The organism is Nocardia sp. NPDC051756 (assembly GCF_040681495.1).
Classification (GTDB): Bacteria; Actinomycetota; Actinomycetes; order Mycobacteriales; family Mycobacteriaceae; genus Nocardia.
This window is the reverse complement of the sequence record NZ_JBFAYV010000004.1, coordinates 1,062,908-1,084,732: the sequence shown is the minus strand read 5'-3', so window position 1 is coordinate 1,084,732 and position 21,825 is coordinate 1,062,908. Positions and strand designations below refer to the sequence as shown.

At 67.7% G+C, this 21,825-nt stretch carries 22 protein-coding genes; 9 read left to right on the top strand and 13 right to left on the bottom strand.

Annotation, left to right across the window (positions count from 1 at the left end; translation table 11 throughout):
- Positions 1-39 precede the first annotated feature (39 nt).
- The 3 genes from AB0M22_RS21885 to AB0M22_RS21875 all read left to right on the top strand — a co-directional run bounded on the left by AB0M22_RS21885 (position 40) and on the right by AB0M22_RS21875 (position 3,285).
- Positions 40-597, top strand: coding sequence for an NUDIX domain-containing protein (locus AB0M22_RS21885; protein WP_364729565.1), 558 nt, complete (start codon positions 40-42; stop codon positions 595-597).
- A 279-nt stretch (positions 598-876) separates the two neighbouring features.
- Positions 877-2,394 (top strand): alpha/beta hydrolase, encoded by a 1,518-nt coding sequence (locus AB0M22_RS21880; protein ID WP_364729562.1) that lies wholly within the window; start codon positions 877-879, stop codon positions 2,392-2,394.
- Positions 2,395-2,484: 90 nt separating this feature from the next.
- Positions 2,485-3,285, top strand: a complete 801-nt coding sequence (locus tag AB0M22_RS21875) for a prolyl oligopeptidase family serine peptidase (protein WP_364729559.1) — start codon at positions 2,485-2,487, stop codon at positions 3,283-3,285.
- A 547-nt stretch (positions 3,286-3,832) separates the two neighbouring features.
- Here AB0M22_RS21875 and AB0M22_RS21870 read toward each other — a convergent pair.
- From AB0M22_RS21870 to AB0M22_RS21855, 4 genes are read right to left on the bottom strand one after another with little or no spacing between them, the layout of a single operon-like run.
- The gene (locus tag AB0M22_RS21870) at positions 3,833-4,285 is read right to left on the bottom strand and encodes a hypothetical protein (RefSeq protein WP_364729556.1); all 453 of its coding nucleotides are present in this window, start codon (positions 4,283-4,285) and stop codon (positions 3,833-3,835) included.
- A complete protein-coding gene (locus AB0M22_RS21865) occupies positions 4,285-5,331 on the bottom strand; it encodes a YihY/virulence factor BrkB family protein (RefSeq protein WP_364729553.1) in 1,047 nt (348 codons plus the stop codon). Before AB0M22_RS21865 ends, AB0M22_RS21870 begins: the two co-directional genes overlap by 1 nt.
- A gap of 60 nt (positions 5,332-5,391) precedes the next feature.
- A complete protein-coding gene (locus AB0M22_RS21860; protein WP_364729550.1) occupies positions 5,392-5,880 on the bottom strand; it encodes a GNAT family N-acetyltransferase in 489 nt (162 codons plus the stop codon).
- 52 nt (positions 5,881-5,932) lie between these two features.
- Entirely contained in the window at positions 5,933-6,706 is a 774-nt protein-coding gene (locus tag AB0M22_RS21855) for a CPBP family glutamic-type intramembrane protease (RefSeq protein WP_364729547.1), read from the bottom strand.
- A gap of 67 nt (positions 6,707-6,773) precedes the next feature.
- Here AB0M22_RS21855 and AB0M22_RS21850 point away from each other — a divergent pair, with 67 nt between their 5' ends.
- Entirely contained in the window at positions 6,774-7,634 is an 861-nt protein-coding gene (locus AB0M22_RS21850) for a TetR/AcrR family transcriptional regulator (protein WP_364729544.1), read from the top strand.
- Positions 7,635-7,653: 19 nt separating this feature from the next.
- Here AB0M22_RS21850 and AB0M22_RS21845 read toward each other — a convergent pair whose 3' ends face one another.
- A complete protein-coding gene (locus AB0M22_RS21845) occupies positions 7,654-8,067 on the bottom strand; it encodes a hypothetical protein (RefSeq protein WP_364729541.1) in 414 nt (137 codons plus the stop codon).
- A 129-nt stretch (positions 8,068-8,196) separates the two neighbouring features.
- On the opposite strand from AB0M22_RS21845, the gene AB0M22_RS21840 reads away from it, so the two are divergent.
- A complete protein-coding gene (locus AB0M22_RS21840) occupies positions 8,197-9,030 on the top strand; it encodes a helix-turn-helix transcriptional regulator (RefSeq protein ID WP_364729538.1) in 834 nt (277 codons plus the stop codon).
- Here AB0M22_RS21840 and AB0M22_RS21835 read toward each other — a convergent pair.
- The 4 genes from AB0M22_RS21835 to AB0M22_RS21820 all read right to left on the bottom strand — a co-directional run bounded on the left by AB0M22_RS21835 (position 9,027) and on the right by AB0M22_RS21820 (position 12,973).
- Positions 9,027-9,731, bottom strand: a complete 705-nt coding sequence (locus AB0M22_RS21835; protein WP_364729535.1) for a S1 family peptidase — start codon at positions 9,729-9,731, stop codon at positions 9,027-9,029. The genes AB0M22_RS21840 and AB0M22_RS21835 overlap by 4 nt on opposite strands.
- A gap of 546 nt (positions 9,732-10,277) precedes the next feature.
- Entirely contained in the window at positions 10,278-11,411 is a 1,134-nt protein-coding gene (locus tag AB0M22_RS21830; protein ID WP_364729532.1) for a bifunctional RNase H/acid phosphatase, read from the bottom strand.
- Positions 11,412-11,436: 25 nt separating this feature from the next.
- Complete coding sequence (locus tag AB0M22_RS21825) at positions 11,437-12,174, bottom strand: C4-type zinc ribbon domain-containing protein (protein WP_364729529.1); 738 nt, start codon at positions 12,172-12,174, stop codon at positions 11,437-11,439.
- 157 nt (positions 12,175-12,331) lie between these two features.
- Positions 12,332-12,973 (bottom strand): hypothetical protein, encoded by a 642-nt coding sequence (locus AB0M22_RS21820; RefSeq protein WP_364729526.1) that lies wholly within the window; start codon positions 12,971-12,973, stop codon positions 12,332-12,334.
- A gap of 137 nt (positions 12,974-13,110) precedes the next feature.
- On the opposite strand from AB0M22_RS21820, the gene AB0M22_RS21815 reads away from it, so the two are divergent.
- Positions 13,111-13,416 carry a zinc-ribbon domain-containing protein gene (locus tag AB0M22_RS21815; RefSeq protein WP_364729523.1) on the top strand — a complete coding sequence of 102 codons (306 nt, stop codon included), beginning with the start codon at positions 13,111-13,113 and terminating at the stop codon, positions 13,414-13,416.
- A gap of 93 nt (positions 13,417-13,509) precedes the next feature.
- Here AB0M22_RS21815 and AB0M22_RS21810 read toward each other — a convergent pair whose 3' ends face one another.
- Together AB0M22_RS21810 and cobC are read right to left on the bottom strand one after the other, a co-directional pair.
- The gene (locus AB0M22_RS21810) at positions 13,510-14,631 is read right to left on the bottom strand and encodes a Nif3-like dinuclear metal center hexameric protein (protein WP_364729520.1); all 1,122 of its coding nucleotides are present in this window, start codon (positions 14,629-14,631) and stop codon (positions 13,510-13,512) included.
- Positions 14,632-14,675: 44 nt separating this feature from the next.
- Complete coding sequence (cobC, locus tag AB0M22_RS21805; protein ID WP_364729517.1) at positions 14,676-15,716, bottom strand: Rv2231c family pyridoxal phosphate-dependent protein CobC; 1,041 nt, start codon at positions 15,714-15,716, stop codon at positions 14,676-14,678.
- A gap of 44 nt (positions 15,717-15,760) precedes the next feature.
- On the opposite strand from cobC, the gene AB0M22_RS21800 reads away from it, so the two are divergent.
- Both AB0M22_RS21800 and AB0M22_RS21795 read left to right on the top strand, forming a co-directional pair.
- Entirely contained in the window at positions 15,761-16,261 is a 501-nt protein-coding gene (locus tag AB0M22_RS21800; protein ID WP_364729514.1) for a low molecular weight protein-tyrosine-phosphatase, read from the top strand.
- Positions 16,261-17,175: an SURF1 family cytochrome oxidase biogenesis protein gene (locus AB0M22_RS21795; RefSeq protein WP_364729511.1), complete on the top strand. Its 915-nt coding sequence runs from the start codon at positions 16,261-16,263 to the stop codon at positions 17,173-17,175. Before AB0M22_RS21800 ends, AB0M22_RS21795 begins: the two co-directional genes overlap by 1 nt.
- A 798-nt stretch (positions 17,176-17,973) precedes the next feature.
- Here AB0M22_RS21795 and AB0M22_RS21790 read toward each other — a convergent pair.
- Positions 17,974-18,891, bottom strand: a complete 918-nt coding sequence (locus tag AB0M22_RS21790) for a cobalamin biosynthesis protein (RefSeq protein ID WP_364729508.1) — start codon at positions 18,889-18,891, stop codon at positions 17,974-17,976.
- Between the two features lie 451 nt (positions 18,892-19,342).
- On the opposite strand from AB0M22_RS21790, the gene sigJ reads away from it, so the two are divergent.
- A complete protein-coding gene (sigJ, locus tag AB0M22_RS21785; protein WP_364729505.1) occupies positions 19,343-20,305 on the top strand; it encodes an RNA polymerase sigma factor SigJ in 963 nt (320 codons plus the stop codon).
- A 229-nt stretch (positions 20,306-20,534) separates the two neighbouring features.
- Here the strand turns inward: sigJ and ald are convergent, their stop codons facing one another.
- Positions 20,535-21,647 (bottom strand): alanine dehydrogenase, encoded by a 1,113-nt coding sequence (gene ald, locus AB0M22_RS21780; RefSeq protein ID WP_364729502.1) that lies wholly within the window; start codon positions 21,645-21,647, stop codon positions 20,535-20,537.
- Positions 21,648-21,825: the final 178 nt, after the last annotated feature.

Below are 21,825 nucleotides of genomic sequence, written 5' to 3'. Positions count from 1 at the left end.
GCGGCAGCCTGTCGGTGCCCGCCGCTACAGTCTCCGGCTATGAACCCCGCGACTGCCGTCGTCGCCGAGATCGTGAGTGGCATCGATCCCTTCGATGCGCTCGAACAGGAGCACCTCGACGAGACCCTGGCCTGGCTGGCCGCCACCGATGACGTGTACCGCCGCGTCAAACCGGCAACGCCGCCACGACATCTGGTCGCCTACGTCGTGCTCGTCGACCCGGACGCCCGAGCGGTGCTCCTAGGTCACCACCGCCTCGCCGAACTGTGGCTGCCGACGGGCGGCCACGTCGACCCCGGCGAACACCCGCTCGACGCGGCCCGCCGCGAGGCCACGGAGGAAATCGGCATCCAACCCGACTTCACCGTCACCGGCCCCGTCCCCTTCTTCCTCACCATCACCACCACCAAAGGCACCGACAGTCACGAAGACGTCAGCCTCTGGTACCTCATCCACGGCACCCGAACCCAGCCCTACACCCTCGACCCCCGCGAGTTCAGCGCCGAACACTGGTGGGACATAGACAAATTCGCCCTCCCGGACTCCGACCCCCACTTCCCCCGCTTCCTGGCCAAGCTGGACACCGCACTCGCCTGACCCCTGTCGGCGGCCACCCCGCAACACTGATTGCACACGGGCAGTCAGATCTGCGAGAAACCGCGATTCGGCAAATCTCGCTTGCTGGTCAGCCCGCGACGGGTGCGGCTACTCGCCACACGATCGGTCGATGTCAGAGCTAATCGGTCGATCTGCCAGTCGAATACCAGCCTCTCGCGGTCGCGGTCGAAACTTGCCGCGTCGCGCAGTCGGCGCCGGTAGACCGTCCGGGCTGGCTGCGGCAAGATATAAGTCATATCGTTCGTGATGGGGGTGGGTATGCGCGAGCAATTGGCGCGGGTAGTCGGTGTTCTGCGGTTAGCGGCCGTCGCATCGGTGGTGCTGGCCGGGACCGCTTGCGCGGGAACCGATGACAGGCAGGAAACCGGGCTGGACAAGTTCTATCGGCAGACTTTGCAGTGGAGTTCGTGCGCGGAGTTTCCAGGCGGGGGTGAAATCGCCGAGGCGGGGTTCCAGTGCACGCGTGTGCAGGTGCCGTTGGATTACACCAAACCCGATGGTGCTACCGCGCAGATCGCGATCTCGCGACGTCCGGCCAGTGGTGAGCGGGTCGGATCGCTGCTCACCAATCCCGGCGGCCCGGGATCCCCTGGTCTGGGATTCGCCGCCTACTTGGCGAAAACGTCGATCGCGCAACGCTTCGACCTGATCGGCGTCGACGTGCGTGGGCTCGGCGCGTCCACGCCGAAGGTGACCTGTTTGACAAAGCAGGAATTCCAAGCCGAACGCAACGATCTCGACGTCGACATGTCCCCCGCCGGCATCGCGCAGACCGAACAGGAGAACCGGGACTACGTCGCCAAATGCGTCGAACGCACCGGCCTCGAGGTGCTCGGCCACGTCGGAACCGCCGATGTCGCACGGGATTTCGATGTCATCCGCGCGGTACTAGGTGACCCGAAGCTGAACTACCTCGGCGGGTCCTACGGCACGCGACTCGGCTCGACCATCGCCGAGCTGTTCCCGGATCGCATCCGCGCGATGGTGCTCGACGGTGGCGTCGACCCGGCGACGAACATGATCGATCCGATCGGCATGTCGATCGGATTCCAGCACGCGTTCGAGGCGTACGCCGCCAATTGTGCTGCGGCACCTGACTGTCCGCTCGGCGCCGATCCCGCGCAGGCGCGCAAAGCGTTCCGGGCGCTGATCGATCCGCTGATCGATCACCCGGCCGCCACCGCCGACCAACGCGGACTCGGCTACAACGACGCGCTGAGCGGAGTGATCAATTCGCTGTACAGCCCGCTCTCCTGGCCGGGCATCACCCAGGGACTCACCGAACTGACCCAGGGACGCGGCGACACCCTGCTGGCCATCGCGGACATCATCGCCTCGCCGCAGGTGGTCGAACGGGACGTGCAGGCTGCCGTGCTCTGCGGCGAAGAGATCCGGGTGACCGATCGCGCCGTCGCGGCCGATCTCGACCGCCGAACCCGCGCTGCCGCACCGGTATTCGACGACGGCCGGGCGACCGGGCAGGCACCGCTGGACGTGTGCGCCTTCTGGCCGCTGCCCACCGCGTCGCAACCGCACACACCCGACGTGCCCGGATTGCCGCCGGTGGTAGTCGTTTCCACCACCGGCGATCCCGCCACGCCCCATCAGGGCGGGATGAACCTGGCTCGCGACCTGCACGCCTCGCTGATCACCTACGAGGGCGTGCAGCACGGCGTGGTCGGCCAGGGTGTGGCCTGTGTAGACGAACCGGTGCTCCGGTATCTGACCGATCTGACACCGCCCGCAGCAGATCTGCGGTGCGTCGCCGCGGGGTAACGCACGCCGGCAAACGCAAGCGGAAAAGCGGTGATTTCGCTGATAGCGCAACCAATTCCCGGAACGCCGCCGCAGACCTACGGTTAGCGCATGCAGTCACCGATCATAGGCACCGCGGCCGGCGTTCCGTTCACGGCATTGCCACCGGCGGGCGACGGACCCGCGCCGTTGATCATCACCTGGCACATGCTGGACGCGCCGCGCACGGACACCGCGTTCGCCGCCGCGCTGCCGATGCACGACCTGCCCGCGTGGCGGGTGCATCTCGGCATGCCGATGTGCGGGGCGCGCATGGTCAACGGGACCACGGACGCCGTCGTAGAGCTGATCACCAAGGATCCGCTGATGCTGTTCCTGTCCCCGTTCGTCCGCCAGGCGACCGAGGAATTCCCGGCCGCGCTCGCCTCGATTCGCGAGCAATTGCCCATCGACGACGGCCCGATCGGCATCCTCGGCGCCTCCTTGGGCGGTGCGGTCGCGCTGCGCGTCCTCGCCGAAACCGACACCCCCCTCTTCGCCGCCGCCCTCGTGAACGCCGCCGTCCGCACCCGCTCGGTCGTAGACCTGTTCCCCGGCCCCTACCCCTACGACGCCGAATCCGAGCGAGCCGTCAACGACCTCGACTTCGTCGCCAAGGCAGACGCCATCACCGGCCGAGCACCACTCCTGGTCATCAGCGGCGAACTGGACCACCCCGCCCTGCGCGCCGACGCATCCGACCTCGTAGCCGCGGTAGGCGAAGGTGCCGAACTACTGACCATCCCCGACCTGGCACACCCGCTCGCCGACGAACCCGGCCTCGAGCCCGCACCTCAGTCACCCCAGGCCCGCGCGGTAGACGCCGAACTCACCGCATGGTTCAGCCGTCAGCTCACCGCCGCGAGCAGCTAACGCTCTGCATGCCCCTGTCTCACGCCGATTCAGCGGCAACGTAACGCCCACCGCTGACACAACCGACGATGCGCCACAACAACACGTCCTGACAAGCGGGCCCGCCACCCCACCGGACCGAATGTTGTTGCCGCCAAACTCAGAACCTTCCAACCTGTCCGCCAGCCAGCGAACTCGCCTCAACAACCGAACCGACCAGCACACCGACTCACGAACATCGCAGCCGGGTCCAAGCCACACCTGACGCACGAACCGTCCTCTCGACTGATGTTGCAGCATTCGTCAGGAGGGTGTTTCGTACGTCAAGTCAGTTGAACAACCGTTGCCGGGGCGCGGCATGTGCTGTGTCGCCTGAGTACGCGCCGCGCCGACACGACGTGGGTGCTGCTGTTCTGGGCAGGGTGCCGCACAGCGGGAGTGCGGATTCGGCCTCGGTGGATTGAACCGTGTCGGGAATAGCGTGACCGCTCATTCCCTCGTCTGGATACCGTTGGCAGGCAGTCGATGTGGGCATCGACTGTGTCTTCGCCGCACACGCCGGACCCTACTAGCGGCGACGCACAACCCGCCACAGGATGAACGCGCCCAGGACGGCGAGCGCAGTGGCGGGCACTGGCTGGCGGCGGGCGGCTCCGATGAGTGAGTGCACTTGTCCAGCAACGGGTTCGGGTGCGGCAGATCCAACGCGTTCGGTGGCGGCGCGGGCATTCGCTGTTGCCTGGCCGGTTCGTTCGGCGGCCCGGCGGATCGCTTCGGCAGCCTTTTCCCTTGCTGCTGAAGTCTTTTCCTCGACTTCGTACGGCGTCTCGGCCGCGTTACGCGATTCCTCGGCGGCTTTAGCTTCCGCACGGCGGGCAACGTCGGCGGCCTTTTCCTCGGCGATCCGGCGCACTTCCACGATCTTCTCCTCCGCGCGATGTTCGGCCTCGGCTGCCTTTTCACGGGCAGCGTCGGCTACCTCGTTGAATCTGTCGCGCTCCGGACGTCCTGTCTGACTCATCATTTCCTCCTGTCTGCTGCGGCGTCGTCGGCCAGTGTTGCGCCGTGTTCTTCAGCGCCACTGTGCTTTTCGGCTTCCTCATCGGACATCCAGCGAGTGTCACGGGGTGGCAGGAACGGTTCCTCGTCCTCGGGCCAGCCTTGTTCGATGCGCCGGCCGCGGGCGAGTTCGGCGTCGAACTCCGCGCCGAGCAGGACCGCGACGTTGGAGATCCACAGCCACACCAGGAAGACGGCAACGCCGCCGAGGGATCCGTAGACCTTGTTGTAGGAGCCGAAATTGGCCACGTAGACGGCGAATCCGGCGGACGCGGCGATCCACAGCAGCACGGCGAGCACGCTGCCGGGACTCAGCCAGCGGAAGCCGGGTTGCTGCGCGTTGGGTGCGGCCCAATACAGCAGCGCGAATGCCAAGCTGACCAGCACCGCGAGCACCGGCCATTTCGCGATGTCCCACACCATCACCCCGGCCGACCCGACACCGATCCACCGGCCGAGACGTTCGGCGATCGAACCCGTGGCCACAACACCGATGGCGCACAACGCAAGTAGCACCACCATCGTCGCGGTCAAACCGACGCGCACCGGAATGGTCTTCCAGATCGGCCGTCCCTCTTCGATGTCGTAGATGGCGTTGGCGGCCCGCATGAATGCGCCGATGTATCCCGACGCCGTCCACAAAGCGGTGCAGAGACCGATGATCGCGAACGGACCGGCCAGTTGCGGCGAATCGTGCAGCTGGTTGATCGCGTCGACGAGAAAGGCTGTGCCACTGCCGGGTCCGATCTCCCGGATGGTGTCGACCAGCGACTCGGTGGCGGACGGACCGAGCGCCCCCAGGATCGCGGTGAGCACGATGAGCCCGGGGAAGATCGACAGCACGCTGTAATAGGTAAGTGCCGCAGCCCAATCCATGAGGTTGTCGTCCAGGAACTCCGTCACGGTCCGCCGCAGGACACCCCACCAGGAGCGCCAGCGCAGCACCGACGGACCCTTCGACCAATCGATCAAACGGTGTACGCGCCGCCCCGCGGCCTGCTTCGGCATGCCCGTCACCTCCCGATCGGGGAGCGGATACCCGGGTGCCGGGCAGGCAAACTCGACGCGCTACAGGTTGTGCACCATCTCGAATTCCAGTCCCGGTTCGCCCGGCCGGACGAACCCGCTCACCCCGGTGCGCACGAATCCGTGCCGCAGATATAGCCGTTCGGCCACGGCGTTCCCGTCGGCGACCTCCAGCCGTACCACCTGGTGCCCGCCCGCGACGGCCCAGTCGAGGACCGCGCGGACGAGCAGGTCCGAAACCCCGGTGCCCCGCGCCTCCGGCGCGACCCACATCGAAATCAGGTGCACACCATCACGTTCGAAGTCCGGCATACCGGCGACCGTGCCGAGTTCGACTCCCTCGGCGCTGGCGACGAACTGCGCCCGATCCAGCAGCGCCGCCCGCCAATCCGCCTCGGTGCGCGCCTGCGCTTCGGCCAACGTCGACCCGAAGAACTGCGGGGTGTCGGCCAGCGCCCGCAACCGGACCCGCCGGAACACTTCCCACTCGTCGGCGGTCAACAGCCGGAGGTCGATCGTCGAGATGTTCACCCAATTTTTGTACGTGCCGGGCCCCTGCCAGCGCAAACTGTTTTGGCGAGGGTCAGTCCCGCCTGCCCGGCACGGTCAGGGCGACAGCGGGTATCAGCGTGAGCAATCCGATGCCGATCGGAATTGCCGGATCGTCGTAGGCGGGGGTCAGCGCGGCGGAAACGTTGACCATGGCGTGCAGCAGGATGGGCGCGAGCACACCGCGATCGGTCCGGTTGTGCAGGCTGACGATGATCATCCGGGCGGCCACCGTGCCGAGGAACCACCCGGCGATCCAACCGACGCTGTGACCCACTTGCAGTAGCGGCACCAGATGCCATACCGCCCAACAGATTCCGAGAAACACCCCGGTCGCGGTCGCGCCCCGCCGCGCTTGCAGCGGATCGGTGGCGTAAGCGGTCCAGCCCAATTCCTCGCAGGCAGCGGCAATCAGCGTTGCTACCAACAGCACTGGCAGCAACGCGAGCGAGGTCGAGAAGTCCGCGTCGACCCAGCCGGAGACCCGGGCGATGACATACGCGAGTGCCGCGACAGCCGACGGAATCACTAGCGCCGCCAGATACCAGACACGTTGTGCCGCTGAATAATCCAACGCGCTACGGAGCAACCTGCGCAGGCCGCCCCGGCCCGCTTCTCGATAGGTGAGGATCGCGGCGGCGATACCGGGCAGCACGAACATCACCGCACTGGCCGGCAAGTCGACCGCCCCGACGCGGATCGCCCCGAACACCGCTCCCAGCACGAAGAACGGCAGCGAAAGTACCGCGAGCAGAATCAGGAATGCCAGCGGAGTTCGCGTCTGAATCGCCGGAGGATTCACGATCATGGCTCTCCCAGTGCCGATGAACTTGATACTTGAGACACGATATCCCAAGTTTGTTAACCTCGACAACGTGAGTTCCCCGCCCCCGAGCACCGGCTTGACCCGTCGCCGCCAACGCATTTCCGACCAGGAAACCGAGCAGCGCATGCTGCAAGCCGCACTCGCCATGGTCAACCGCGCCGGATTGACGGTCAGCCTCGACCACATCAGCTTCGAAGACGTGATCCGCGAGGCAGGCGTCGCCCGCAGCGCGGTCTACCGCAAATGGCCGTACAAAGACCTGTTCTTCAGCGACCTGCTGAAGGAACTCGCCACCGGGGCAACCCCCGCCATCGCAGGCAACAACCCGGAGTCGACCGCGGCAACCACCCGCGCCCTGCTCGACCACCTCGACTGGCTACGCACCCCCGATCTGCGCCGCGCCCTCGCCGCCGAAGCATTACGCCAAGGCGCACTCACCGAGTTCCAGACCTTCGACCAATCCCCCGAGTGGCGAACCTATTTCGCGCTGCAAGCCACCTTCCGCAGCCTCCCCGAAAGCGAATTACGCGACGAGATCCAGCACGCGTTGACCGAGGCGGATCACGCCCTCATCACTCGGCTCGCCGCGACCTACCAAGCGGTGAGCCATCTCCTCGGTCTACGCCTGCGACCCGAAATCGACACCGGCTTCGACACTCTCGCCACCCTGGCCAGCGCCACCATCCGCGGCCTGATCCTGATGGCCCCGACCCACCCCGCCATCGCGTCAGATCGCTTCCAAGCCAACCCTTTCGGCGCACCAGCTCCCGCCGAATGGACCCAGCCCGCCCTCGGCATCGCCACCATGATCCTCAGTTTCCTAGAGGTAGACCCGGACGTCGAGTGGACCGACAAGCGGATAGCCGACATCCGATCGACCCTCCACTCCGGCAACTGGGCACCGCGATAACCGAAGCCGCGCAATCTGATCAGTACCCCGCGCGCCGCAGACCGCTGAACTCGACCGCGGCGAAGGTCGCGACCACCGCCGCTCCGATGAGCATGAACGCGACGCCGAGACCGGTCAGATCGATCAGCCCGGACAGCGTGAGCACGACCATCCCGACCGCCGACAGCGCGTTCACCGCGACCACCCCGCCCGCCTGGCGGAACGGGATCTCCGGCGAACCCGCGATGAGCAACAACGCGAGCGCCCCACCGAGCATGGCCACACCGAACGGAATCGACCAGGCCGTGGGCAGGCCGAGCGGGTCACGCAGCACCACCGCGCCGGCCAGCATGACCACTCCGAAGGCACCGGTGCTCCAACCGTCGACCCGCAGCGCAGCGCGCAGGAAATCGGTGCTCAGCGCGGGTTGAGTGGCTTGGCAGGTCGTGCTCATGTCCAGCTCCTGGTCTCGAGTCGGCGGGGCCGATCGGCTCCCGGCACCCACCTTGCCGACGTGAGGTGAGCGTCTCAATAACCTCTGAGGTCATGGCCGCGCGACACGGCCGGTGATTAGCCTGCTCAGGTGGCACAACCTCGACTGGAAACCCGTTCGCACGCTGGCCGGCTGCTCCGCGAGTGGCGGCAGCGGCGCAGGCTCAGCCAGCTCGACCTGGCCTTGCTGGCGAATACCTCGGCCCGGCATCTGTCGTACCTGGAGACCGGCCGCGCCAAGCCGAGCCGAGCGATGGTGCTGCGCCTGTGCGAAGCGCTGGAAGTGCCACTGCGCGAACGCAATACGCTGCTGCTGGCCGCCGACTACGCACCGGCGTATCGGGAGAGCAGCCTCGACGACGCGAACCTGATCTCGGTGCGAAGCGCACTGGAGACGATGCTGACCGCGCACGAGCCGTACCCGGCGGTGGTCGTCGATCGGCTGTGGAATGTGGTCACCGGCAATGCGGCGATGGGCGTGCTCATGCACGGTGTCCCGGAGCATCTCCTGCTACCGCAACCGAATGTGTATCGCCTGGTGCTACACCCGGAAGGACTTGCCGCGCGACTGGCGAATCTGAGCCAGGTCCGAGAGTTGTTCTTGGAGCGCCTGGTCCGGCAGGTCAGCGCGAGCGGCGACCCGCAGCTGACCGCGCTCTACGACGAGGTGAGCCGCTATCCGCTGCCACCCGGTCCCCCGGACGAACCGAAAACCGAAGCCGCGCAACCGAGCCCGTTCGAGGTCCCGATCCGCATCCGCACCCCGATGGGCGAGATGTCGATGTTCAGCACGATGGCCACCTTCGGCGCACCCGCCGACGTCACCCTCTCCGAGCTGGCGATCGAATTGTTCTACCCCCTGGACGAATTCACCGCGGCCGCCCTGCGTGAGCTGGCGGCCGCGGCGAATCCCCGATCCGACTAGATGGGCCGGAAGCCCGCCCCGACGCCACCCTGGGCGTTGATCGCGGCGAGGATGACCACGATCGGCTGGAAGAACGCGGGCGAGTGCAGCGGGTTGGCGGCCGTGGTGCACGGCACGTCGAAACCGACCGGGCCGATGCCGGTGAGCCGGCCCTGGTTCATCCCGACCAGCCGATCGCCGACGACGACCGGACCACCGGAATCGCCCGGCTTCGAGCAGTATTGGTTGATGCTGGTGCCGTCGAGCTGACCCCACACGACGCCGCAGTCGGTGCCGCTGGTGCGGCCGCTCGAGCACACGGTGGCGCCGGCGCCCGGAGCGTCGGCGACGCCCGCGATAGTGGTCGGGCCGACGGTGCGCACCGGGGTGATCTTCGCCGGATCCAGTTCCAGCACCGCGTAATCCAGGGTGTTGCCGTCATCGGAGAACGCGACCTTGCCGAGCACGCCGGCCTCGGGCGTGCGCTCGGACACCAGCCGGGAACCGGTGGGCGCGCAGTGGCCGGCGGTGATGCCGACGAGCCGGCCCGCGCTGTCGTGACCGATCGTGGTCAGCGAGCACACGGAGTTGTTCTCGAAGGCGATGCCGGAGCTGCCGCCGAGCACGGCCGTCGGTGCTGCCGACGCGGTGCCCGCGGCACCGACGACCACGGATGCGATGGCCGCCGTCGCGAGCGCCATCGACCTGAATCTTGTTGTCACTTCTCTCCTTTTCGAAAAAGCGAGCACGGCACTGACTGCCCTGCTCGCCAGGACCGGGGAGGGAACCGCCCCCGACACAATCTGCGGTCGCCGGATCAGCAAGCGAATTCGCCTGCGCAGAGGAATTTCATCAACGCTGGTTACCTACTGGCTAACTCAGCATTGACGTGCGGCAGGCGGGTTCGCAACAGACCTGTGCGCTGCGCCACAATCGATCCCCGAGTGAGACCCGAGCCACACGATGGCAGATCGGCTCTGAAAAACGTTCGCCCGAACTGACTTTCACCCTCACCCAACCCCAGCTGCGGCCGAATTGCCCGGCCGACGAGACTCAACTGTTATACGCTGCGCACCGCCGCACCGCGAATCCGGACGCAAACCTCCAGGCCGACCGGAGCTCGCGAGTCGCGACCACCTCATCCTCGGCAGATGCTGGCACAGCAGGATGACCGTTGCCGAGCTTGCGGCGACGGGTAGGTGAACACGGATCGTCGAGCACGTGGCGCGACCCGAATATGTTGGAACAACGGACAATTCGCCCAGCGACTACAGGTAGGAAGTGTCGTTCACCAGACGCACCGACGAGCCGCCGTCCGGATAGAACTCCGCGATCGACAGCGACGCCAGATCCAGATGCAACCGGTACAGCAACGACGGCCCGACCCCGAGCGCCAGCTGCAACAGCGTCTTGATCGGCGTCACATGGCTGACCACCACCAGGTTCGCGCCCGGATACAGCCCGACCAGGTCGCGCCGGGCCGCGTCCACTCGCTCTCGGACCTGGTCGAAGCTCTCCCCGCCCGGGGCGGGCAGCGACGGATCGCCGAGCCAGCGACCGTGCAGTTCCGGATCGCGCTCGGCGGCCTCGAGGAAGCTGAGGCCCTCCCAGTCACCGAAGTCGGTCTCGATCAAGCCGTCCATCACGGTGAGCGGCGCGCCCAGGGCGGTGGCCGCGGCCTCGGCGGTGTCGCGAGCACGGCTCAGCGGCGAGGTCACCACGGCGGAGATATCGCCCTTGGCGGCAAGCATTTTCGCGGCGCGCGCGGACTGTTCCCGGCCGAGTTCGGTCAGCGGCGGGTTGCCGCGGCCCGAATAGCGGCGCTGCACAGAGAGTTCGGTCTGGCCATGGCGCAGGAGCAGCAACCGGGTCGGGCGACCCGTGGCTCCGGTCCAGCCGGGCGCGGGTTGCGCGGCGACGGCCGAGACAACCGGATCCGCTGCGGGCTTGGGCTTTTCGGCCTCGCGGGCGGTGCGCACCTCGTCGACCAGGGTGCCGTCGTCCATCGCCTCGTTCGCGAGCCGGTCGGCGTGCGAGTTCTCGGCGCGCGGAATCCAGGTGAAACTCACGCGTTCGAACCCGGCGACGAGCCTGCGGGCCCGGTCGGCGAGCGGAATCATGGCCGCGTGCTTGACCTTCCAGCGGCCGGACATCTGCTCGACGACCAGCTTGGAATCCATCCGCACCGCGACGATCTCGGCTCCGAGTTCGGCCGCCGCCTCCAGACCGGCGATGAGGCCGCGATATTCGGCGACATTGTTGGTCGCGATGCCGATGAACTCGCGCCGTTCCGCGAGCACCCGCACATGGTCGGCGGCGAAGACGACCGAGCCGTAACCCGCCGGTCCCGGATTGCCGCGCGAACCACCGTCGGCCTCGACGATCACCTCGCGTTCGGTCACCGCAGGGCCCGCCCCGCGCGGGCGATCACAGCCCCGATTCCTTGGTGCGCACGAGGATCGCCCCGCACTCCGGGCACCGCACGACCAGCTCGGGAGCGGTCTTGGCGATTCTGGCGATCTCGCCGCGATCCAGTTCGATCCGGCACGCGCCGCACCGGCGGGCCTGCAACAGCGCCGCGCCGACACCGTGCTGGGCACTCTGCCGGTCGTAGATCGCCATCAGGTCGGCCGGGAACAGCGAGATCAGCTTGGACCGGTCCGCGTCGCAACGCCCCTGGGCCACCTCGAGATCGGCGAGGGCCTCGTTGCGCTGGGTCAGCGCGTCGGCCAGCTCCTGCTCGGTCTTGTCCAGCCGGGCGCCCGCGTGCTGGTAGTCGTCGGCCGAGGCCTCGCGCTTCTCCATCACCTCGAGCAGCTCGTCCTCGAGCACCGAGCGCCTGCGCTCCAGGCTGCCGAGTTCGTGCTGGATCTCCGAAAGCTGTTTGGCGTTCACCGATCCGGCGGTCAGCATGCCCTTGTCGCGCTCCTCGCGCTTACGGACGGCGTCCACCTCGCCTTCCAGCTTGCGGATGTCCCGATCGAGGTCGTCCAGCATGATCTGCACGGCGACGGCGGCATCCTTGTGTGCGTTGCGCTCGGCCTCCAGCCGGGCCACCTCCTGCTGTTCGGGCAGCACGGTGCGGCGGTGCGCGATCCGCGTCAGCTCGGCGTCGACAGCGGCGAGCTGTAGCAGCTTGGCCTGGATCGGTGGGTCAACATTCAACGCGGACAAACTCCTGGACGCTGTGGATGGGTCGGTGTTCAACCGTACCCCGCCGACCCGGCCCCGCTGACCGACGCCGCACCAATCGGTGCGGCCGGCGCGGTTGCCCGGGCGTGGCCGCGGTCACGGGCAATGTCGCGGCTACGCGCGGGCCCGGTTAAGCGGGCGCGCGGGTCTTGATCGCGTCCCTGGAGACGAAGACGTCGTATTCACCGGGGACGGCGATCACCGCGTTGCCGTACGCGGAGCGCACGAACGGCTCGGTCCACCAGCGGCCCTCCCGCATGTCGGTGAAGAAGTCCTGGTCACCGTCGTTGAGGAAGATCTGATGCTGGGTGGGCGACACGCCGTCCAGGCGCTGGCCGTAGAGCCGGCTGATCTTGTAGCCGGAGTGGAAGCCGAGCGCGTTCACCCAGGGTTCCAGCTCGACGATGCCCGACTGCAACACCCACATGTCGCCCTCGACCTGGTACTTCAGGTGCTGGTCGTCGTGTTGGTCGTCGCCGTAGAGGGTGAGGTCGACGTCGAGCAGGTGTTCCTGGCCCGGTACCTGCTTGGCCACCACGTGCGCCGCCTTGATTTCGCCGGTCAATCCGAGATAGGTCTGCATCAGCGTGGCCAGCCACAGCAGCAGCACCGCGACCAGCAACAGCACCAGCCCGCTGCCGCCGCGCGCGACCAGCGCCCGCATCCCGACCCGGCGCGCCCGCAGCAGCCCGGACACGAGCAGCGCGACGCCGACCAGAAGGATCAGGATCAATCCGACCTGAACGATGCCGAAGTTCACCGGGAAATTCATGCGGTAGTTGTACCCCCGGAACGCCGGTCGACTCGCGGAAACCACCCTCCGCGCAGCCCAATCCGGCAGACACGCCACGACACGCCGTAGCGCGGTATGGTCTGCTGGGTCACAATTCGAATGTTCGGGGGTTTTGCATGTTGATCTGGGGTTGGCGTCGGTACGTCACGCGGCTGGCCGTACTCACCTTGGTGTGCGGGAATTGTGGCAACCCGGCCGCGCACACGCTGCACAAGCTGGTCACCAAGTTCACGCTGTTCTTCATCCCGCTGATTCCGTTGAGCCGCAAGTATTCATTGCAGTGCACCTGGTGCGGCGTCGAGTCGAATCTGGTGCAGCAGCAAGCCACCGAGTTGCAGGCGCAAGCACAGACACAGCACATGCAGGGTGCGCAGCAGCCCGCGGATCCGTCCTGGCAGGGGCAGCCGCCGCGTAACTACTAGACCGATCGCTCGGCGCGCGATTGGCCGACACCAGATCAGCCGAACGCGGTCCGCCGTGAGGTGATCAGCCCGGCGCGATCACCCGAAAGGTGATCAACTCAGCACACCGACCGTCCACGGGTCAGTGCGCTGGGTCGATACGCGCGTTTCCAGATCGGGCAGGGCGGTTTGGACGACGCGTTCGGCCTGTGCGCACCAAGGGAATTCGGTGGCCCAGTGGGCGGCGTCGATGAGAGCGGGGCCGCCCTTGCGGAGGTGTTCGTCGACCGGGTGGTGGCGCAGGTCCGAGGTGACGTAGGCGTCTACGCCGTGGCGGGTTACCGCGTTCAGGTAGGAATCGCCTGCGCCGCCGCAGACGGCGACCTTGTAGATGGAGCGGTCCGGGTCGCCGGCCGCGCGGACGCCCCACACGGTCGGCGGCAGGGCGGCGGCTACTCGATCGGTGAAGGCGCGCAATGATTCTGGGGCGGGCAGGGTGCCGATGCGGCCGATGCCGACGGCCGAGGGCAGCGTGGCACGTTCGGTGATGTGGTAGGCCGGGTCCTCGTAGGGGTGGTCGGCGCGCAGGGCGGCGAGGATGGCGGAGCGGGCGGCGGGTGGGGCGATCAGCTCGAGGCGGTCCTCGTCGATCTGCTGGAGTTCCCCGATCGTGCCGATGGATGGATTCGCTTGGGCGACGGGGCGGAACTGTCCAACCGCGGGGACGCGGAGGGCGCAGTCGCGGTAGTCGCCGCTGCCGCCTGCCCCGGCGGCGAACAAAGCGGCGAGAACCTCTTCGGTGTGCGAGCGCGGCACTTGCACGACCCAGTTATCCACGGAGGCTTCGGGTTTCGCGTCGATCGGGCCGGTAACGGTGAGGCCGATGGCGGCCGCCAGCGCATCCGAGACGCCCGGGTCGGCCGAATCCGCGTTGGTGTGCGCGGAGAACAGAGCACAGCCGGAGCGGATGAGCCGGTGCAGCAGTGCGCCTTTCGGCGTATCCGCCGCGACGGTGTCGACCCCGCGCAGCAACAGCGGGTGATGCACCACCAATGCCTGTGCCCGCCAGTCGATTGCCTCGTCGACCACGTCGGCCGTCGCGTCGACCGCGAACAACACTCTGGTGACCTCGTCCCCCGGATCACCCGCGACAAGCCCGACCGAATCCCATGACTCGGCCAGTTTCGGCGGGTAAGCCGCGTCGAGCACCTCGATGAGATCCGCCAGCGTGGTCATCGTTCGCTCTCCTCTGTTCCAGGCACCACGGGTCGTGATCGGGACTACCACAGCGCCGCCGTTCGAATCGCGGCGATCAGTTGATCCACTTCGGCGGCGCCGCGCACCGCTACCCGCAGGTGGTTCGGGCCTAGACCGGGGAACGTATCGGCGCGACGGACGGCGATGCCCTTGTCTGCCAGGTGTTTTCGGAGTAGGTCGCCGTCGGGGACATGGAGCAGCAGGAAGGGGGCCTCGGCCGGGGTGTGGACATGCACACCGAGTTCCGTGAGGCGGTCGATCATCGCGTGGCGTTCGGCGGCGATGGCCTGGGCGCGCTGTTGTTCTTCCGCGATGGCGGCTGGTTCGGCGGTGGCGGTAATCGCTTCGAGTTGCAGGGTGCCGAGGGGCCAGTGCGGGCGGCCCTGGTTCAGGCGGGCCAGGAGTTCGGGGGTGCCGAGGAAGTAGCCGCAGCGGAGTCCGGCGAGGGCCCAGGTTTTGGTGAGGCTGCGCAGGACCAGTAGGTCGGGGCCGGCAGAGCCGGCGAGTGATTCGGGTTCGCCGGGGACCGCGTCGGCGAACGCCTCGTCCACGACGATGATCCGGCCGGGGGCGCGCAGTGCGCGGATGGCTTCGGCGGGGTGCAGGACCGAGGTGGGGTTGGTCGGGTTGCCGAGCACGACCAGGTCGGCTTCGGCGGGGATCGCGGTCGGGTCGAGGATGTACGGGGGTTCGAGCAGCACCCTGGTCACCTCGATGCCGGCCTCGCGCAGCGCGAGTTCCGGTTCGGTGAAGGACGGGTGGATCACCGCGGCCAGGCGTGGTGCGAGACGGGGCAGCATGGCGAAGCCCTCGGCGGCGCCGGCCAGCAGGAGGACCTCGTCCGGACGGCGGCCGTGTCGGGCCGCGACCGCGCACCGGGCGGTGTGATCTTCCTCCGTGCTCGGGTAGCGGCCGAGGGTGTCCAGCCGGGCCGCGAGTCGTCGCCGCAACCAGGCCGGCGGGGCGCTGCCCTGCACGTTCACCGCGAAATCGAGCATGCCGGGGCGGGCGTCCACGTCGCCGTGGTGGCGCAGTTTCGCGTGATCGACGCTGTCCTCGGGCACGAGATCACACCCTACGTGGCGGGCCCGTAGGTCGACCGGCCAGAATGGCAGTCGTGGGTGAGCTGCATGTGTCGTTCGTCTGTACCGGCAACATCTGCCGTTCGCCGATGGCGGAGAAGATCTTCGCCACGCATCTCCTCCGCGCGGGACTGGCCGATCGGGTGCGGGTGAGCAGCGCGGGCACCGATTCGTGGCACGTCGGCGACGAGGCGGATTCGCGCACGAACGCGACATTGCTGAAGTACGGCTATCCGACCGGGCATGCGGCCGCCGCCCTCGGCGCCGATCATCGCGACGCGGATCTGTTGATCGCGCTGGACACCGGGCACGAGCGGGAGCTGGCCCGGCGCGGTGTGCCGTCGGATCGACGCAGGTTGCTGCGCAGTTTCGACCCGGCCGCCGACGGGGCCGATGTGCCGGATCCCTACTACGGCGACATCGCGGACTTCGAACTGGTCCGGGATCAGCTCGAAGCGGCGATGCCCGGCCTGCTCGACTGGGTGCGCGACGCGCTCGGCGAGCCCCGGCCCGACGGGCGCGGCTGATGCGCAAGCTGACCTTTCTGCTGCGGCCGAGCTGGGTGATCCTCGCCGCGGTGGTCGCGGTGTTCGCGTATCTGTGCTTCACGGTGCTCGCGCCGTGGCAGCTCGGTAAGAACACGACCACCTCGCATCGCAACCAGTTGATCGCCGACTCGGTCGGGGCCGCGCCGATCGACATCACCACCGTCCTCGGGAGTTCGCCCGACGACGACTCGCATACCGAATGGCGCAAGGTCACCGCCGCCGGCACTTTCGTTCCCGACTCCACGGTGCTGGTCCGGTTGCGTCATCTCGACGGTGCTCCCGGCTATTCCGTACTTACCACGTTCCGGTTGGACGACGGACGCGTCCTGCTCATCGATCGCGGACTGGTCGCGGCGGTGGACGGGTCCCGCCCGCCGCCGATCCCCGACCCGCCCACCGGACCGCAACGGCTCGAGGCCAGAGTCCGGATGTCCGAAGGGATCACGCCCGGCAAGGACCCCTCCGTCCAAGACGGCTACCGGCAGGTCTACTCGATCGACACCACCCAGGAAGCCGCCTTCCTGCAGCAGCCCCTCACCCCCATCCCCACCGGTGAACGCGGCGGCTACCTCCAACTCGACGAAAACCAGCCCGGAGTCTTCACCCCCACCCCGCTCCCCCAGCTAGACGCAGGCCCCTACCTGTCCTACGGTCTGCAATGGCTCGCCTTCGGCATCATGGCTCCACTCGGTCTCGGCTACTTCCTCTATGCCGAGCTGCGCGAGCGTCGCCGGGAAAAGGGAAGCCCCGCAACCCAACCGGCCGAAGTTGTCGCCGCCACCGCCCCGCCTACTCCGGCGGGCACCGAATCCCCCACCACCGCACCAACTCCGGCCGCTCCGCCGACAACCGAAGCGCGCCTGGCCGACCGGTACGGTCGCGGACGCGACTGACCCGGCTCGATTTCTTTGAGCGCAACCGCAACCCGATAACCACGCCGGAACTCGCGCGTTGCCCAAACCGACTGCAAGAGCAGGTCGGGTACGGCACACCTGACGTGCTTGAGCACTACTCCAGTGAAAACCTGGGTAGGTCTTCAGAACCATCGCCCAGTTCCCACTAAACATTGCCCGGACAGGCGCACCTACCTAGCCCTAGTAGGGGCCCAGCGCGGAATCTGGGTGTAGCGCGGGGTTTCCCGGCTCGCGGCGCGACCGGCGACCGGGGCACGGCGGGGAGGTACCCCGAAGGGACTTCCCAACAGGACCTGGCACTCGAAAACTGAATACCTACCCAGGTTTTCACTGGAGTAGTGCTGAGCACGTCGTGCCGTACCCGGCTACCTCCGCAGTCAGGCGCGCGGTCTCGCGTTCCAGCGTGGTCATTGGGCTGTGGTTGCGTCACAAACGCTTTGGACAAGAGATGGTCGGTCAGCGGCGGCTTTCGTGATAGTTCGGGCAGTCTCCACGGTGAACCTGCCTGCGAAGGTGACCCACCAGCCGGTCTCCCCGAATCCGCACTCCCTCTCGGGATCCGCACCGAGAATAGGGCCCTATTCTCGGTGCGGATCCCGAGTTAGGGTGCGGATTCTATTGTCAGATGGGATATCGGACCTGCCTCCCGCAGTCGGTATGGGCAGCGCATGGTCGACCGCTATGGTCGCGGGCGGGAGTGACTCGGCTCGACCAGCTGTCCTTTTGGTCAAGGCGGTCTCGACACGCGAAGTGCGCCAAACGTCGTGACTGTGAGGCCTAGCGGCGGAGGGCTGACCAGAGGGCGGCGATTAGGACTGAGGCGAGTTGTACGGACTCTGACATGTGTACGGCGCGATGGAGATCCGCGACGGTGGGGGCGGGGCCGTCGCCGAGGGTGGGGCGGAGTTCGGTGCCGTGGCGGTATTGGGTGCGGCCGCCGAGGCGGACGCCGAGGGCGCCGGCCATGGAGGCTTCGACTACGCCGGCGTTGGGGCTGGGGTGTTTCGCGGCGTCAGTGCGCCAGGCGTGCAGGGCGGCGGCGCGGCGGCCACCGACGACCGGGGCGAGGGCGACGGTGAGCAAGCCGGTGAGGCGGGCGGAGAGGAGGTTGGCCAGGTCGTCGGTGCGGGCCGCGGCCCAGCCGAAGCGGTTGTAGCGGTCGTTGCGGTAGCCGATCATGGCGTCGAGGGTGTTGATCGCGCGGTAGCCGAGCAGGCCGGGGACGCCGGCGATGGCGCCCCACACCAGCGGCGCGACCGTGGCGTCGGAGGTGTTCTCGGCGATGGATTCCAGTGCGGCGCGGGCCAATCCGTCGGCGTCGAGCACCTCGGGATCGCGGCCGCACAGCGACGGCAGCAGCGCCCGCGCGCCGTCCAGATCGCCCGCCTCGAGCCGATCGGCCATCGCACTACCCGCCCGCGCCAAGCTGCGACCACCGAGCACCGTCCAGGTCGCCAGCGCGGTCACCGGCAGTCCGAGCCCTCGAACCCCGACCCCCAACCCGACCACACCGCCCACCAACAACACCTCGTGCAACACCCCCGCACTACGCCGATCCGCATACGTCACCGATTCGAGCGCACTTGCCGCCGACCCGAACCCAGCCACCGGATGCCACCGCCGCGGATCCCCCAACACCCGATCCAGCACAAACCCAAGCACCAGCCCAGCCGCCGTAGAGGTCCCCTTCTGCACCCGCCGAGCGTATCCGGTCCAGTCCCCCACCCACCCCTGATCCCCAACGGGACATGATCGCGCTCCCTCTCGCACAACGCCACCACCATGTCCCGCTCGCGACGAGATGCTCTGCCGGGCGACAAGCCGACGCCAGTCCAGCGGCCCGAACAACCCTCGAGCGGTCCACCGAACTCTGTCGACTCGTGTAGTGGCCACCGCGCACGCTTGTTCGGCTGCGCGCGAAACTACCCGCTGCTTCGTGCACCAAGCTGATCCATTCGCGGCGAACGAAGCAGCCAACTTTCATGGGTGGTCGACCACGCTAGTGACGCGGGCCTCGCTGGTGGTTGGGGGTGGCGTGTCGGCGGTGATCGGCGTGTCACACTCTGGTTCTCTGCGTCGTCAACCTGGTGACGCACTCATAGGACTCACGCCCCGGCGGGGCGGAACGATCGAACGGCGAACAGCAGTGACTTCGGAACAGCCTTCTACTCCGGAACCCCTCGACCAGGCCGAACTGGCTCGGCGGTTCGAGGAGCACCGGTCGTATCTGCGCAGGCTCGCCTACAGCACGCTCGGCAGTCTCACCGATGCCGACGACGTGGTGCAGGAGGCGTGGCTGCGGTTGCAACGCCAGTACGAGGCGGGCACCGCGGGGCAGATCGAGAACCTGCGCGCCTGGCTCAGCACCGTCACCGGGCGGCTCGCGCTGGATCAGCTCGGGTCGGCCCGTGCGCGTCGCGAGCAGTATGTCGGCGAGTGGCTGCCGGAGCCCGAGGTCACCAGCTGGGACGATCCGGCGGACCGGATCACCCAGGACGAGCGGGTGACCACGGCGCTGCTGGTCGTCCTCGAATCGCTGTCGCCGGCCGAGCGCACCGCGTTCGTCTTGCAGGACGTGTTCGGTATGACCGGTCCGGAGGTCGCCGAGGTGGTCGGCCGCACCCCGGCCGCCGTGCGGCAGCTCGCCTCCCGCGCCCGCAAGCGGGTCGAGGACGGCACGCCGCGCTTCCCCGCCTCGGCCGACGAACAGGAGAAGGTCGTCTCCGCGTTCGCGGTCGCCTGGCGTTCGGGTGATCTCAGCGCGCTGCTCGGCGTGCTCGACGCCAACGTCAGCCTGACCGCCGACGGCGGCGGCAAGGTTCCCGCGATCCGGCAGCCGGTGCACGGCGCCGAGCTCATCGCGAAGATGCTGCTCGGTTGGTACCACGCACCGTCCGCGGCCAACGGCTGGGGACGCGCGGTGCTGGTCAACGGCGCGCCCGGCCTCGTCGTCTTCGACGGCAACCACACCGGCGTGTTCGCCTTCGTCATCGACAACGGCCGCATCGTCGCGATCAACGTCGTCCGCAACCCCGACAAGCTGCGCGACCTCCCCACCACCGGCGAGCCCGACTGGTACCTCGGCGCCAGTGCCAACGAGGACGAATAGTCCACGCACACAACGCTTGTGTCAGCCGCTCAGCAACTGGCTGTGCGGCTGACACAACGGGCTCAGCCAGACAATGCCGTTCGCGGCCGTCGGTGTCCGAGCGGTCCACGGACGAGCCGCACGGGTCTTGATTTCCCGCACCTGGAATTGCATGCGGATTCAGGTGCGGGAAATCAGAGGGCGTGCGGCGCGGTGCGGGCGCATCGTAGGGTGCCGTGCGGTTGGTAGGTCAGCCTGCTAATCCGACGGGGTGGGATGTTGTGTATCCATGTGCCGCAGCGACTTCCGCGGATAGCAACCGGCCCGAGTCGGCGGTCAACCCGTGGGCTAGATCGGGGTGCGTGGTGCAGGCTGCTTTCCAGCCGAGGTCTGCGATGGCGCGGACGTATGGCAATGTGGCGTTGGTGAGGGCGACCGTGGCGGTGTGGGGTACGGCTCCTGGCATGTTCGCGACGCAGTAGAACAGCGAATTGTGCACGTGGAAGGTGGGATTCGCGTGGGTGGTGGGGTGGGAGCCGGCGAAGCAACCACCTTGATCGATGGCGATGTCGACGAGTACCGAGCCGGGACGCATCTGCGCGACGAGGTCGTCGGAGACGAGTTTCGGAGCGCGGGCACCGGGCACCAGGACCGAGCCGATGACCAAATCGGCGGACGAGACCGCGCGCTCGATCTCGGCGGTGTTCGACGCGACGGTGGCGATCCGCCCGTCGAACCGCGCATCCAAGTCGCGCAGTCGAGGCAAGTTGGTGTCCAGCACCGTGACTCGCGCCCCCATACCGGCGGCGACCGAGGCCGAATTCGACCCAGCAACACCTCCGCCGAGCACCACCACATCGGCCGCCCGCACCCCCGGCACACCGCCGAGCAACATCCCTCCACCACCCAACGGCGCCATCAGGTGATAGGCGCCGACCTGACTGCCGAGCTTGCCGGCCACCTCGCTCATCGGCGCGAGCAACGGCAGTGAACCGTCCGCGGCACGCACGGTTTCGTATGCGATAGCGGTGATCCCGGAACGCAGGATGGCATCGGTGCACTCCCGCGACGCCGCCAGATGCAGATACGTGAACAGCACCTGTTCCCGCCGCATCCGCGGATACTCCTCGGCGATCGGCTCCTTCACCTTCAACACCAGATCCGCCTCCCACCAGACCTGATCGACGGGCACCAACCGCGCCCCCACGCCGGCATAATCGGCGTCCGCAAAGCCCGACCCGACGCCCGCCCCCACCTCGATCAGCACCTGATGCCCCAGCGCGGCCAGCTCCCCGGCCCCCGCCGGCGTGAGGGCAACCCGGAACTCCTGCGCCTTGACCTCGCGCGGCACTCCGATCTTCATAACGCCATCGTGAACCCCGCACCGGCCGCACGCCACGAACGACGCGCGGATATCACACGATGATCACGAGACGGCCCGGTCACCGACCCTTTCTGCGCAAGTTGATCAGCACGCCGACGGCGGCCTGGACAATCGGTACTTTCCAGCCGGTTGCGACGAGTGCCCTGCGCGTTATGAT

What these genes read in the sequence shown, in the direction of transcription:
- AB0M22_RS21885 (WP_364729565.1), top strand. Translation starts at nt 40, where the DNA reads ATGAACCCCGCGACTGCCGTCGTCGCCGAGATCGTGAGTGGCATCGAT.
- AB0M22_RS21880 (WP_364729562.1), top strand. Translation starts at nt 877, where the DNA reads ATGCGCGAGCAATTGGCGCGGGTAGTCGGTGTTCTGCGGTTAGCGGCC.
- AB0M22_RS21875 (WP_364729559.1), top strand. Translation starts at nt 2,485, where the DNA reads ATGCAGTCACCGATCATAGGCACCGCGGCCGGCGTTCCGTTCACGGCA.
- AB0M22_RS21870 (WP_364729556.1), bottom strand. Translation starts at nt 4,285, where the DNA reads ATGAGTCAGACAGGACGTCCGGAGCGCGACAGATTCAACGAGGTAGCC.
- AB0M22_RS21865 (WP_364729553.1), bottom strand. Translation starts at nt 5,331, where the DNA reads ATGCCGAAGCAGGCCGCGGGGCGGCGCGTACACCGTTTGATCGATTGG.
- AB0M22_RS21855 (WP_364729547.1), bottom strand. Translation starts at nt 6,706, where the DNA reads ATGATCGTGAATCCTCCGGCGATTCAGACGCGAACTCCGCTGGCATTC.
- AB0M22_RS21845 (WP_364729541.1), bottom strand. Translation starts at nt 8,067, where the DNA reads ATGAGCACGACCTGCCAAGCCACTCAACCCGCGCTGAGCACCGATTTC.
- AB0M22_RS21820 (WP_364729526.1), bottom strand. Translation starts at nt 12,973, where the DNA reads ATGAATTTCCCGGTGAACTTCGGCATCGTTCAGGTCGGATTGATCCTG.
- AB0M22_RS21815 (WP_364729523.1), top strand. Translation starts at nt 13,111, where the DNA reads ATGTTGATCTGGGGTTGGCGTCGGTACGTCACGCGGCTGGCCGTACTC.
- AB0M22_RS21810 (WP_364729520.1), bottom strand. Translation starts at nt 14,631, where the DNA reads ATGACCACGCTGGCGGATCTCATCGAGGTGCTCGACGCGGCTTACCCG.
- AB0M22_RS21800 (WP_364729514.1), top strand. Translation starts at nt 15,761, where the DNA reads ATGGCAGTCGTGGGTGAGCTGCATGTGTCGTTCGTCTGTACCGGCAAC.
- AB0M22_RS21795 (WP_364729511.1), top strand. Translation starts at nt 16,261, where the DNA reads ATGCGCAAGCTGACCTTTCTGCTGCGGCCGAGCTGGGTGATCCTCGCC.
- ald (WP_364729502.1), bottom strand. Translation starts at nt 21,647, where the DNA reads ATGAAGATCGGAGTGCCGCGCGAGGTCAAGGCGCAGGAGTTCCGGGTT.